This window comes from Planococcus sp. RAB007_Raresut, assembly GCF_057369535.1.
Genome location: NZ_JBXYIF010000005.1, coordinates 89,598 through 102,953, shown reverse-complemented (window position 1 = coordinate 102,953; position 13,356 = coordinate 89,598). Strand labels below are relative to the sequence as shown.

The window sequence follows — 13,356 nt, the reverse complement described above, 5'->3', positions numbered from 1 at the left end:
TGCCTCTCAATTCCCCCTTTTATTAGCATGCGAAACAAAAAATTACTGGTATTAAAGACTCAGAATGTTACAATGGTGTGGAAGGGGGAGATAAGATGTCAGATTTAACTTATCAAATCATAGCGCTAATTATTTACCTCATCGCTATGCTATTTATCGGATGGTATGCTTATCGCAAAACCGTCAATTTATCGGATTACATGCTTGGAGGACGTGGTCTTGGGCCTGCCGTAGCAGCACTTAGTGCAGGAGCATCCGACATGTCGGGCTGGTTATTGTTGGGCCTTCCCGGAGCTATTTATGTCGGAGGTCTAGTGGAAGTTTGGATTGCGATTGGTTTAACAATCGGGGCTTATTTAAACTGGTATTTCGTGGCACCGCGTTTGCGGATTTACTCACTCGTAACAAAAGACTCGATTACAATTCCGAGCTTTTTAGAAAATCGATTGAGAGATTCTTCACGATTATTAAGAATTGTATCAGGTATTATTATTCTGATCTTTTTCACGTTCTATGTTTCTTCTGGAATGGTGGCTGGCGGCGTATTCTTCGAAAGTTCATTTGGGCTGAGCTATCAGCTTGGTATGGTCATCGTAGCCGCAGTTGTCGTAGCCTACACACTTTTTGGTGGATTCCTTGCCGTCAGCTATACTGACTTTGTTCAAGGAATCATGATGTTCCTCGCATTGATTGCAATTCCGTCGATCGGAATTTTTGTGACGGGCGGATTCGAGGGAACTGCGGACAGCATCCGTGCTGTGGACCCGGCATTGCTTAACTTCACAACCGGTGCTTCAGTAATCGGTGTTATTTCCGCGGTAGCTTGGGGCCTAGGTTACTTTGGCCAGCCGCATATCATCGTCCGTTTTATGGCGATTAAAACGTTAAGAGAAGTTAAGGTTGCGCGCCGCATTGGTATTGGCTGGATGATTCTCAGCCTTATCGGAGCTGTGGCGACAGCGCTTATCGGTATTGCGTATTTCCAGCAAAATCCAAGTGCGACATTGACAGACCCGGAAGCGGTATTCATCGCGCTCGGACAAATTCTGTTCCACCCGCTTATCGCTGGGTTGATGCTTGCAGCTGTATTGGCTGCCATCATGAGCACGATTTCATCCCAATTGCTTGTAAGTTCTTCGGCATTGGTGGAAGATTTGTATAAAATTGCGTTTAAGAAGAAAATTTCCGACACTGTTGTAGTAAATCTCGGCCGTGCCGGTGTTTTGATTGTAGCTTTGTTGGCTGCTTTCCTGGCATGGGAAAGAAATCAAACAATCCTTGATCTGGTGGCTTATGCATGGGCAGGTTTTGGTGCCGCATTTGGTCCGCTGATCCTCCTGTCATTGTTCTGGCGCAAGTTTACCAGTATGGGTGCACTTGCAGGTATGATCGTTGGTGCCGCAACTGTTATCATATGGGATTTGATCGGTACAGTTGAAGAAGGAGCCACTGCGACACCAACCCAAGAGTTCTTCGGCAGTGTTTACGAAATCATTCCAGGATTCATCCTGTGTCTACTGGTTGCATGGTTGGTAAGTCTTGTCACGTACAAGCCAAATAAAGAAATTGAAACAGAGTTTGATGAAACAGTACGTTTGATCAAAGAAGACAAGTCATAAAAAAATAAAAAGCTCAACCCTTCCGTATGGATAGGGTTGAGCTTTTTTGTTTGTCTTTAACTTGTTTATTTACGTTGGTCTTTGCGTGCTTCTCTTTCCATTCTCTTGAACTGGCGCAAGTCTGATTTGCGGATTGGCGGTGTTTCAGTGCGCAATAGCTTGATGAACGACCATACCATCAATAATAGGAGCACAGTAAATGGCAGCGCCGATATCAGAGATGCAGTCTGTAATGCTTCGAGTCCGCCTGAATAAAGGAGGACGGCTGCGATTGATGCCATCAATACACCCCAGATCAGTTTAAAGGCTGTCGGTGGATTGAGGCTTCCGAAACTCGTCATGCTCGCCAGGATGTACGTGGCGGAGTCTGCTGAAGTTACAAGGAAAGTGAAAATCAGCAGTATCGCGAGAACTGACATGATTGTTGTCAGCGGCAGGACACCGAAAGTCTGGAACAGGGCGGAAGTCAGATCATTGTCGACGGCTTCCGCGATGCCAGTACCATTGTTCAAATCATAGAATAAAGCGGTACCGCCGAAAACAGCAATCCACACACAGGCAATTGCCGGCGGGATGACCAGTACGCCGAGGACAAACTCGCGTATTGTACGTCCGCGGGAAACGCGCGCGACAAAGGCTCCGACAAACGGGGACCAGGCAATTGCCCAAGCCCAGTAGAAGATGGTCCATCCGCGGACCCATTCTCCGTCCGCATATGGTTCCATACGCAAACTGTACTGGATGAAGTTCGTAATGTAATCACCGAGCGCCAATGTAAATGTTTCCATAATGAAAACGGTCGGCCCCGCAAAGAATACGAATACCATTAGCACAAGTGCCAAACCAAGATTGAGGTTACTCAAGTAAGCAATCCCTTTATGTAGTCCCGTTGAAGAGGATAATGTATAGGCGGCGAACATGACACCGATGATGATCAATTGGATGGTGAATGAATTTTCGATTCCGAACACGGCATTCAAACCGCCGTTCATCTGCAATACACCAAGACCCAGCGAAGTTGCTATCCCCATGACAGTAGCGATTACAGCCAAAGAATCGATCGAATGCTTAATCAGTGGTTTAGAACCGGTTACGGGTTCGAGAGCGGTCGATACCAGACCTGATTTTTTCTTTCTGAATTGCAGGAATCCAATGACCAGTCCAACAATCGCGAATACGGACCACTGGCTGACGCCCCAATGAAAGAATGAATAGCCCATCGCAATGCGTGCTGCTTCGGGTGTTTGTGCTTCATTGCCGAAAGGGGTGGTGAAGAAATGGCTCATCGGTTCAGCTACGCCCCAAAATACAAGGCCAGCACCGAATCCTGCTGAAAACAGCATGCCGATCCAAGTGAAAAAAGGAAATTCGGGACGGTCTGTATCTGCCCCGAGACGAATGCTTCCATACTTGCTGATGGATATGAAAACGAGGAATAGGGTAATGATAAATACAGCGAGTAGGTAGAACCAACCGAAGTTATCAGTTGTGAAACTGAATAAGGTGTCGGATACTGACTTGAACTGCTCGTTTGCCAATGCTCCAAGTACAACCAGCAGCAGGATGACAAGCGTTGATACAATAAAGACGGGGTTAATCCATAATTTTTTGTCCATGATGACCTCCTGTTTTAATATGTAATTATTTTTCTATATACCCTAGCCTATCGAAAATAACCTTTAAAGACTACCGATAGGGGGAAGTTTGGCAGGATTAAATTGAAAAGTTTGAAAAAAATTATACGGTAGATTGGGTTTCCAAAGCTGAAGAAAAGGAAGTGCTTATGCATGTTATTCGATCATGTCATACATTTTATAGAAGAAACGCCGGAGCAGGCGGTGGAATTTTGGAAACAAGAAAATCGCCATGCAGTAATAGGCGGACGCCATGAGAATTGGGGTACGCGGAACGCTTTATGGTATGGCAAAGACAGCTATATTGAATGGCTGTCACTGGAGAATCGGGAAATTGCTGAGTCCGCCTCTCATCCTTTAACCCAATTGCTGCTGCATAATGGAGCAGGATTCGGTACGGTTTGTTTTCGTGTTGAATCCATTGAAGAATTGGACGGGCGTTTAACGGCAGAAGGTTTTCAGACGAGCGGGATCTTGGATGGCAGCCGCCGGACTGGTGAAGGAAAACTGATTGAGTGGAAGATGCTGTTCATCAACGAGGATTTTTCCGATCGTCTGCCGAACCCGTTCTTTATTGAATGGAATGAAACCGATGAAGAACGATTTGAGGGATTGCGTGCTTCGGGAGCTATTGACCCGGCAGATGAGACCCGGACATTGGAGCGCTGTGTATTCGGAGTGGAAGATGTAGAAGCGGCGAGCAGAAGGTGGAAAACGCTTCTTGGCGGCAGCCTGCAATTGCCGAATTGTCTAATAGAGTTCCGCAAACAGACCGGTATTAAAGAGCGGCTGGAAGAAGTCCGTTATCAAAATGGTGAAGAACGGGTAGTATACGAAAAAGGGATTTACCGGATTTGATGGCTTGAATATAAAGCTCTGGCGTCCCTGTGATAAGATGAAGGCAGTAGAAACAGCATAGTGAAACTGCTGTAAAGGAGAATGTGCATATGGATACATTGATTGAAAAAGCGGTATTGGTCGGCGTGCAGCTTCAAAAGGACACGCACTTCGATTACGAAATGGATGAACTGAAAAACCTGGCTGAAGCCTGTAACGTCGAAGTGCTTGGTGAAATCACCCAAAATCTGGATCGCATCAACCCTTCCCATTATGTCGGAAAAGGGAAAGTCGATGAACTAAAAGCCTTCTATGAAGAAACAGAAGCGAATCTGATTATATTCAACGATGAGTTATCTCCTTCGCAAATACGGAATCTCGAGGAAGATTTGGAATGCAAAGTCATCGACCGGACAATGCTGATTCTCGATATTTTCTCGCGCCGCGCGAAAACACGTGAAGCGCAGGTTCAGGTGGAATTGGCGCAATTGCAATACATGATGCCGAGACTGATCGGACTTCGCGCATCTCTCGGCCGTCAAGGCGGGAGCAGCAGTGGTGGAGTCGCAAACCGTGGTGCCGGTGAAACGAAACTGGAACTCGACCGCCGGAAAATCGAAGATCAGATTTCGAAATTGCATAAAGAACTTGAGCACATCAAAGACCAGCGTGTTACACAGCGCAAGCAGCGCACGAAAAAAGGCATGCCGGTCGTGTCACTAGTCGGCTATACGAATGCTGGTAAATCGACCGTCATGAATGAACTGCTTAAAAAAACAGGACAGCAGGAAGAGAAACAGGTTTTTGAAAAAGACATGCTGTTCGCAACCTTGGAAACTTCCGTGCGCCAGATTTTGCTGAATGACAATAAAAGCTTCCTCCTTACCGATACGGTAGGGTTTGTCAGCAAACTGCCGCATCACTTGGTGCGCGCATTCCGCTCGACCCTTGAGGAAGCGCGCAATGCCGATCTGCTTCTCCATGTTGTCGACGTTTCCCACGAAGAACATCGCCATATGATGGACGTCACCAATCGGACGCTTCATGAAGTCGGTGTCGAAAATATTCCAACAATCTATGTCTACAATAAATCGGATCTTGCCGGCATCCCGCATCCGCGGACAAATGGCGACGGGCTCTGGATTTCCGCGAAAAATGACAAGGGCCTCGATGAATTGCTGGCGATGATCAAGCAGCGTATTTTCGCTGACTACGTCACTTGCCGGATGGTCATTCCATTTGACCGTGGGGATATCGTCGCTTATCTGAACGAAACAGCTACCATCCGCGAAACGGAATACGAAGAAGAAGGTACTTCGCTGCGGGTGGAACTGAGCCGGGCGGATTACGACCGTTATCAGGAATTTGTTGTAGGTAAATGAAATAAAAAAAGCAGGCTTTCGCGGAAGCCTGCTTTTGTTTTGGGGCTATTTTGCAAATACGCCCGACTATGGTCCAAATACGCCCAACTTTACCCGGAATACGCCCAACTTCGAAGGAAATACGCCCAACTAGCAAAAAAGCGCGACCGGAAGGACCGGTCGCGTTGTCGCTTTTCTTTATTGTCCAGACTCCGTCGACCCAGCTCTTCGGGTCATAAGCCACTTTGGCTGTGCGGCTGGAAAGACGCCGCTTCGCCAAATCGTCTTATGCCTTTCAGAGCTAAGCGGGTGCCGTCGCTTTTCGGTATTACTGCTGAAACTGAATACGATGCAGATTCGCGAAGATGCCGTCGTGTTCAAGCAGTTCGCTGTAGCCGCCTTGTTCTGCGATGCCATCTTCAGTCACCACGATGACGCGGTCTGCGTCGCGTATTGTCGCAAGTCTATGGGCGATGATCAAAGTGGTGCGGTTTTCGGCAAGCTCAGAAAGAGCCAGCTGAATGACACGTTCGGTTTCCGTATCGAGAGCGGAAGTCGCTTCATCCAGAATCAGAATCGGCGGGTTTTTCAGGAACATGCGCGCAATGGCAAGCCGCTGTTTCTGGCCGCCTGATAATTTCAGTCCACGTTCACCGATCTGCGTTTCGTAGCCATCCGGCAATTTATTGACGAAGTCTTCCAAGTGGGCTTTGCGGGCTGCGGCAAGAATTTCTTCATCGCTTGCGCCTTGTCTGCCATATGCGATATTTTCACGGATTGTGCCCGTGAACAGGAAAACGTCCTGTTGCACGATGCCGATATGGGAACGCAAGGAATGCTTGGTCATGTCCCGGATATCGATGCCGTCAATGGCGATCGAACCTTGCTGAATGTCATAGAAGCGCGGGATTAATGAACAGATGGTCGTCTTGCCGGCTCCGGATGGACCGACAAAAGCGATTGTTTCGCCTGCGCGCAGATTCAAATCGATGCCGTTAAGCACTTTTTTATGTTCATCGTAGCCAAAATGGACGTTGTCGAAAGTGATATTGCCCTGCAAACCGGTAATCGGCTTGGCGCCTTTCTTGTCAACAATGTCAGGATCCTGGTCAATCAGTTCGCGGAAGCGGCTGAAGCCGGCCATTCCTTTCGGATACAGTTCAAGCAACGCACTGATTTTATCAATCGGTTTGATCAGCACATTCAGGAACAGCACGAAACTGACGAGTTCACCATAGCTTAATTCGCCCTGATAATTCAGCCATGCGCCATAAACAAGGACGACTAAGGTCAAAAGACGCGTCATCATGTAGATGCTGGAATGGGTCGCAGCCATCACTTTATAAGCGACAAGCTTGGCAAGGCGAAAACTGCCGTTGTCTTTTTTGAAACGGTTGATTTCAAATTCTTCATTCGTAAAAGATTGCACGACTCGTGCGCCGGAAACACTGTCTTCCACCCGGCCGTTGACGTCGGCGATCTTGCCGTACATATTGCTCCAGGCAGAATTCATCTTGATGTTGCAATAAGTGATCAGCCAAATCAGGAATGGCACCACAATCAGTGTAACAAGCGCCAGTTTTGGATTGATCCAGAACATGATGCCGAACGCGCCGAAGAACGTCATGATGGCAATAAAGAAATCTTCGGGTCCGTGGTGGGCCAATTCACCGATGTCGAATAAATCATTGGTGATGCGGCTCATGATATGTCCGGTTTTAATATTGTCGAAAAAGCGGAAAGACTGCCGCTGGACATGGGTGAAAAGTTCTTCGCGCATATCGGTTTCAATATTGATGCCGAGCTTATGCCCGAGGAAACTTACGATATATTGGAGGAACGTGCTGAGCAGGAACACAGCCAGTAAAAGAATGCTTACGGTAACGATGGTGCTCCATTCACCACTCGGCAGTAATTCGTCGATAAAGTATTGAACGGCTACCGGGAAAGCCAATTCGAGTATCGCGACGATTACCGCACTTGTGAAATCGACGATAAACAGGCGTTTATGGGGTTTGTAGTACTTGAAAAAATGTTTTAAATTCAAAAAATTCACCTCTTGTATTTATTGGACAGAGCGGCTAAAGCCGAGACTGATTGCAGTAAGATTTTTTCTCACAAAGAAAAGTATAGTCCATAAAAGGAAAATAAACGATTGAAATTTCGGAAATAGAACTATTTAATGAAACTTCTTGAGGATTGCTTCGTATTATTCAGTAACACAGAAACTGGAAAGGATGAGCGATTTGGAGAAATGGATAGCTTATATGGGAGCTGGAGCACTTGCCCTAACGTTGGCGGGATGCGGAGAATCGGCGGAACCGTCGAAGGAAACAGATCCTAAAGAAACTAGCGACCTCACATTGGAAGAACTGTTTGCAAAAACGACTGCAGCATCTGAAGAAGCGAAAAGTTTTCATATGGACATGGTCACAAACCAGACGATGGTTATGGGACCTGAAATGGATATGGACATGAAAATGGATATCTCAATGGATATGACTGTCGAGCCATTGGCGTTTTATCAAAAAGCCCAATCAACTTTTGTCTCTGAAGGCATGGAGGACATGCCGGCCATGGAAACCGAAATGTACTATACATCTGATGGCCTCTACAGCTACGATCCGATGATGGATATGTGGGTCAAATTGCCAGCGGATGAGATGGAAGATTTGGAAGCAATGATGATGATGGAGCAGCAGTCGGGCGATCTGGCCGGTCAATTTGAACAGCTGGAAGCTTTTCAGGATGATTTCACATTCGAACAGACCGGAGATGAATTCGTTTTGACACTGGATGCGGCGGGAGTGGAGTACGAAGAATTGATTTCTAAAGAAATGGGCCAGATGCTTGGCGAGCTTGACGTCGATGCGCAGGAAATCATGGACGGCATGACCATCAATAAAATCTATTACGAGATTTTCATCGATAAAGACACCTACCAGCCTAATACGATCAATATGACGATGGATTTTGACATGGAAATGGAAGGCGAATCGGTGAATATCCAAAGCGATATGCAAGCTGAGTACAGTAATTTCAATGGAATTGATGCCATTATCGTACCTGCCGAAGTAATTGAGAATGCCGAAGAAATGAATGGCTACTGATTAAACGGTTCAAATAGCCGCGTGTTCCACCTTATACGGTGAAGCACGCGGTTTTTCTATTGCACATCAATTGTGGCAAAAGAACGACAAATGTCTTTTTTCTCGTCTAAATGAAAATTATTCTCAATTATTCGTTGACAGTGAATTCCCAAATGCTATACTAAGATTTGTGAGAGAGTGATAATGATTATCACTATCATAATCAGTCAAGTAAGTTTTTACTGGACACGGATGAGGGTCAGTCATGAAAAAAAGATATTTAATACCAGCATTATTCATACTGTCTGTCATTTCGCTGTTTGTCGGAGTAAGCAGTATCAGTCCATTTGATCTGCTGGATTTTGGGTCGGAAGAAACACAGATTTTCCTGATCAGCCGTCTGCCAAGGCTGGTTGCCATTTTGCTGGCAGGTGCAGGTATGAGTATGGCAGGACTCATCATGCAGCAATTGAGCCGCAATAAATTTGTGTCGCCAACGACAGCAGGTACACTCGATGCTACAAGGCTTGGAATTCTCGTTTCAATGCTCATGTTCGCCAATGCGTCCATGATTGAGAAAATGGCTGTAGCTTTCGTATTTGCTTTAGCGGGTACATTCCTGTTTATGCAAATTCTCAACCGCATCAAATTCAAAGATGCGATTTTCATTCCTTTGGTCGGTTTGATGTTTGGGAATATCCTTTCTTCCATTACAACCTTTTTCGCATACCGGGCGGATGTTATCCAAAACATGTCCGCTTGGCTGCAGGGAGATTTTTCGATGGTCATGAAAGGGAGCTATGAGCTGCTCTATATCAGTGTTCCTGTGTTTATCATCGCTTATCTGTACGCCAACCGGTTTACAGTTGCGGGCATGGGTGAAGATTTCTCCAAAAACCTTGGACTGAAATACCGCAGCATTGTCAATATCGGTTTGACACTTGTGGCACTGATAACAGCGACGGTCGTTTTGACGGTAGGCGTCATCCCGTTTCTTGGGTTGATCATCCCGAATATCGTCTCAATTTTTAAAGGAGACCATTTACAGAAAACATTGCCGCACACAGCGATGCTTGGAGCCATATTCTTGCTGCTGTGCGATATTCTAGGAAGAGTTTTGATATACCCGTATGAAATTTCAATCAGCCTGATGGTCGGTGTCATTGGAAGCTTCATCTTCCTCTTCTTATTGTTTAGGAGGAAGGCGTATGCGTGATTTACATAAGATGCTCATACTTGTGGCCATGGCTCTGGCGGCTTGTGGAGTTTATCTCTTCCATGACCTGAACGGAAGTTTCGATTATGCATTGCCGAGACGCGGTGTTAAAGTATTCGCCATGGTGCTGACAGGGATAGCGATCGCTTATGCGACAGTGGTCTTCCAGACCATAACGCATAACCGGATCCTCACACCGAGTATCATGGGGCTCGATTCGCTTTACATGCTGCTCCAAACTTTGCTGATCTTCTTCCTTGGATCCGATCACATCAGCATCATGAACAGACAAGTCAATTTCGTCTTATCAATAGCGGCCATGGTCGTTTTCGCTTTATTGTTCTACCATTTCCTATTTAAAAAAGGGAACCAGCCGATTTACTTCCTATTATTAATCGGCATCATTTTCGGTACGTTTTTTGGAAGCATTTCAACCTTCCTGCAAGTATTGATCGATCCCAATGAATTCCAGATCGTCCAGGATCAGATGTTTGCGAGTTTCAACAACGTCAATTCGGATCTGGTCTGGCTTTCATTGATTGTAATCGTAATACTGATTGTATTTGCCTGGAAGCATAACGCGTCACTCGATGTACTTTCACTCGGACGGGACACAGCGCTGAACCTGGGAGTCAATTATGATTCGCTGGTCCGCTATATGCTTATCCTTTCGGCGGTTTTGATCGCAGTTGCCACAGCGCTTGTCGGTCCGATTACATTCTTCGGCCTGATTGTGGCGAACCTGTCCTATCAGTTTTTCAAATCCTATAAACATTCGGTGCTGCTGCTTGGTGCCATTGTCATCAGCGTTCTCGCCTTGGTCGGCGGGCAATGGGTAGTGGAGAGGCTCTTCACTTTCAACACAACGCTCAGCGTAATCATCAACTTCATCGGTGGAATTTATTTCATCTATCTATTATTAAAGGAGAGTCGGGCTAAATGATCCAAGTACGTGAATTGAGCAAGCTTTACGGAAAAAAACAAGTCGTGGAAAATGTCTCTGTTGATATCCAAAGGGGCCAGATCACGTCTTTCATCGGCCCGAACGGAGCCGGCAAATCAACGCTTTTATCAATGGTAAGCCGGCTTCTGGATGCGGACACCGGTGAAGTGCTGATTGATTCGACAAACACGAAAAAAATGAAATCCAATGAATTATCAAAGCGGGTTTCAATTTTAAAGCAGTCGAATTTCATGAATGTGCGGCTGACAATCCGCGAATTGGTATCGTTTGGACGTTTCCCTTATTCCAAGGGACGCTTGAATGATGAAGATGAAAAAATGGTTGATCAGGCAATTGCCTACATGGATTTGGCTGAAATGGAACATGCTTACCTGGATGAATTATCGGGCGGCCAGCGCCAACGCGCATTTATTGCCATGGTCATTGCCCAGGATACGGATTACGTGCTCCTCGATGAGCCGTTGAACAACTTGGACATGAAACATTCAGTGCAAATCATGAAAATTCTGCGCCGCCTCGTTGATGAACTTGGCAAGACTGTCATCATCGTCCTGCACGACATCAACTTCGCTTCGGTCTATTCGGACCGGATTGTCGCATTGAAAAACGGCCGCGTCGTAAAAGACGGACCGACAGAAGAAATTATTCAAAGTGCAGCATTAAAAGAAATCTACGATATGGATATTCCGATTCAGCAGATGAACAATTGCCGGATTTGTGTGTATTTCAATTCTTAAAAAAGAGGAGCTCGACGAAAAATGAAAAAATTATTATTGATTGCATTCACATTAATGATGGTTGCTTTCCTTGCAGCGTGCGGCGCGGATGAAGAAGCGACAGATTCAAAAACAGCTGCGGCAGACACGAAAGAAGCCAGCACTGAAACGGTAACGGTTACTCACGAACTTGGCGAAACGACTTTTGATAAAAATCCTGAAAAAGTAGTCGTATTCGACTTTGGTATTCTTGATTCAATGGATAAATTAGGGATTGAAGCTGTAGCAGGTGTGCCACAAGCAAACATGCCATCATACCTTGAAAAATTCGCTGACGCTGAGAAATATGAAAATGTCGGTACTTTGAAAGAAGCTGATTTTGAAGCGATCCATGCGATGAAGCCGGATCTTATCATCATCTCTGGCCGTCAGGCTGCTATGTACGAAGAATTTACTGATATTGCTCCAACAGTTCACTTGGGTGTAGATACAACGAAATACATGGAGTCTTTCGAAAGCAATATGAATACACTTGGTGAAATCTTCGGTAAAGAAGACGCAGTAAAAGAAGAACTCGCTGCAATTGAAACGCAAATCGAAGACGTTAAAGCAAGCGCGACTGACGAAAAAGCTTTGATCGTTTTGGCAAATGAAGGCAAAATAAGTGCATACGGAGCGGCTTCACGTTTCGGGATCATCCATGACGTTTTTGGAGTAAAACAAGCGGATGAAGGCATTGAAGCTTCTACTCACGGACAAAGCATTTCATTTGAATACATCCTGGAAACAAACCCGGATATGATGTTTGTTGTCGACCGCAATGCTGCAGTCGGTACGGATGCAAGTGCGAAAGACTCTCTTGAAAATGAATTGGTACAAAAAACAACTGCTTACAAAGAAGATAAAATCATCTACCTTGACCCGGATTACTGGTACCTGTCTGGTGGCGGACTGCAATCTGTCAGCGAAATGGTTAAAGAAATCCAATCTGCATTTGAATAATGCTTAATTATACTCAGCGGGCTGCTTACCGCTGAGTATTATTTTAGCTATATAGATTTAATCGAAAGTAATAACTTTTATATTCCGCTTCGGCGCTTTGGACAAAGCTCCCGCAATAAGCCGAGAAGAACACTCGTCTTATTGCTCCGCTCAGTCCGGAACCGCGCCTTTGCTGAGAGAACTCTTTAAAGATATGGAGCAAAACAGCGAAGACGCCCAGGGGACCAAGCGAAGTGCTGAGATCCACTCGGGCGAAGCGTACGAGCCCGAGTTAGCTCAGCGCAAGCCCCCAGGCAAGCGCAGCTGTTTTGTGGAATATCGACTACTAAAAATAATTAGTTTAAATTGCAGAGGAAATATTTTCTGCATTTATGAATAGGGGGATATAAAAATGTTCGTACAAATGAAAACTTTTGTTGTAAAAGAAGGGACTTCGCAGATCGTGTTGGATCGTTTTGCGGGGCAGAACAAATTGGCGGAACAGCCTGGATTTATCGACCGCACTATCCTGAAAAAGGATGTCCGCCGTGGCGATGAAGAAGTTGTTCTGTATGTCCGCTGGGAATCCAAAGAGGACTGGAAGAATTGGGAGAAGCACCCTGATCATATCGCTGGCCATAAAGCGAAGATCGGCAAGCCGAAACCAGACCATATTATTGAAGTCACTCAAAACACCTACCATGTCCATGCATAAACAGTTTTAAGGGTGAACCGGAATTTTCCGGTTCACCCTTATTATATTAGGGGAGATTTTAAACTATTCTGCTGGAGTTGAAATCCAAGAATCGACGATAAACAAGTGAGAATCGACGATAAACCATGAAAAATCGACGATAAACAGCAAAAAATCGACGATAAACAGCAAAAAATCGACGATAAACCACGATGCTCCTAGACTTCTCGTTGGCAAATCCACTC

At 45.6% G+C, this 13,356-nt stretch carries 12 protein-coding genes; 9 read left to right on the top strand and 3 right to left on the bottom strand.

Annotated features, from left to right (window positions below; translation table 11 throughout):
• The first annotated feature begins 95 nt into the window (after positions 1-95).
• Complete coding sequence (putP, locus tag AC2Q9J_RS11190; RefSeq protein ID WP_499039913.1) at positions 96-1,619, top strand: sodium/proline symporter PutP; 1,524 nt, start codon at positions 96-98, stop codon at positions 1,617-1,619.
• 65 nt (positions 1,620-1,684) lie between these two features.
• Here putP and AC2Q9J_RS11185 read toward each other — a convergent pair whose 3' ends face one another.
• Entirely contained in the window at positions 1,685-3,235 is a 1,551-nt protein-coding gene (locus tag AC2Q9J_RS11185; protein ID WP_499039911.1) for a BCCT family transporter, read from the bottom strand.
• Between the two features lie 171 nt (positions 3,236-3,406).
• Between AC2Q9J_RS11185 and AC2Q9J_RS11180 the strand changes: the two genes are divergently transcribed.
• Both AC2Q9J_RS11180 and hflX read left to right on the top strand, forming a co-directional pair.
• Positions 3,407-4,111: a VOC family protein gene (locus AC2Q9J_RS11180; protein WP_499039909.1), complete on the top strand. Its 705-nt coding sequence runs from the start codon at positions 3,407-3,409 to the stop codon at positions 4,109-4,111.
• Positions 4,112-4,200: 89 nt separating this feature from the next.
• Entirely contained in the window at positions 4,201-5,472 is a 1,272-nt protein-coding gene (hflX, locus tag AC2Q9J_RS11175; RefSeq protein ID WP_499039908.1) for a GTPase HflX, read from the top strand.
• A 307-nt stretch (positions 5,473-5,779) separates the two neighbouring features.
• Here the strand turns inward: hflX and AC2Q9J_RS11170 are convergent, their stop codons facing one another.
• Positions 5,780-7,498: an ABC transporter ATP-binding protein gene (locus AC2Q9J_RS11170; RefSeq protein ID WP_499039906.1), complete on the bottom strand. Its 1,719-nt coding sequence runs from the start codon at positions 7,496-7,498 to the stop codon at positions 5,780-5,782.
• Between the two features lie 199 nt (positions 7,499-7,697).
• Here AC2Q9J_RS11170 and AC2Q9J_RS11165 point away from each other — a divergent pair, with 199 nt between their 5' ends.
• The 6 genes from AC2Q9J_RS11165 (at position 7,698) to AC2Q9J_RS11140 (ending at position 13,132) form a co-directional block, all read left to right on the top strand.
• Positions 7,698-8,561: a DUF6612 family protein gene (locus AC2Q9J_RS11165; RefSeq protein WP_499039904.1), complete on the top strand. Its 864-nt coding sequence runs from the start codon at positions 7,698-7,700 to the stop codon at positions 8,559-8,561.
• Positions 8,562-8,805: 244 nt separating this feature from the next.
• Entirely contained in the window at positions 8,806-9,756 is a 951-nt protein-coding gene (locus AC2Q9J_RS11160) for an ABC transporter permease (RefSeq protein WP_499039902.1), read from the top strand.
• Positions 9,749-10,699 (top strand): iron chelate uptake ABC transporter family permease subunit, encoded by a 951-nt coding sequence (locus AC2Q9J_RS11155; protein ID WP_499039900.1) that lies wholly within the window; start codon positions 9,749-9,751, stop codon positions 10,697-10,699. Before AC2Q9J_RS11160 ends, AC2Q9J_RS11155 begins: the two co-directional genes overlap by 8 nt.
• Entirely contained in the window at positions 10,696-11,457 is a 762-nt protein-coding gene (locus tag AC2Q9J_RS11150; RefSeq protein WP_499039898.1) for an iron ABC transporter ATP-binding protein, read from the top strand. The genes AC2Q9J_RS11155 and AC2Q9J_RS11150 overlap by 4 nt, the downstream gene beginning before the upstream one ends.
• A gap of 21 nt (positions 11,458-11,478) precedes the next feature.
• Positions 11,479-12,438 carry a siderophore ABC transporter substrate-binding protein gene (locus AC2Q9J_RS11145; protein ID WP_499039896.1) on the top strand — a complete coding sequence of 320 codons (960 nt, stop codon included), beginning with the start codon at positions 11,479-11,481 and terminating at the stop codon, positions 12,436-12,438.
• Between the two features lie 391 nt (positions 12,439-12,829).
• Positions 12,830-13,132, top strand: a complete 303-nt coding sequence (locus AC2Q9J_RS11140) for an antibiotic biosynthesis monooxygenase family protein (protein WP_499039894.1) — start codon at positions 12,830-12,832, stop codon at positions 13,130-13,132.
• A gap of 63 nt (positions 13,133-13,195) precedes the next feature.
• Here the strand turns inward: AC2Q9J_RS11140 and AC2Q9J_RS11135 are convergent, their stop codons facing one another.
• Entirely contained in the window at positions 13,196-13,354 is a 159-nt protein-coding gene (locus AC2Q9J_RS11135; RefSeq protein ID WP_499039892.1) for a hypothetical protein, read from the bottom strand.
• Positions 13,355-13,356 lie beyond the last annotated feature (2 nt).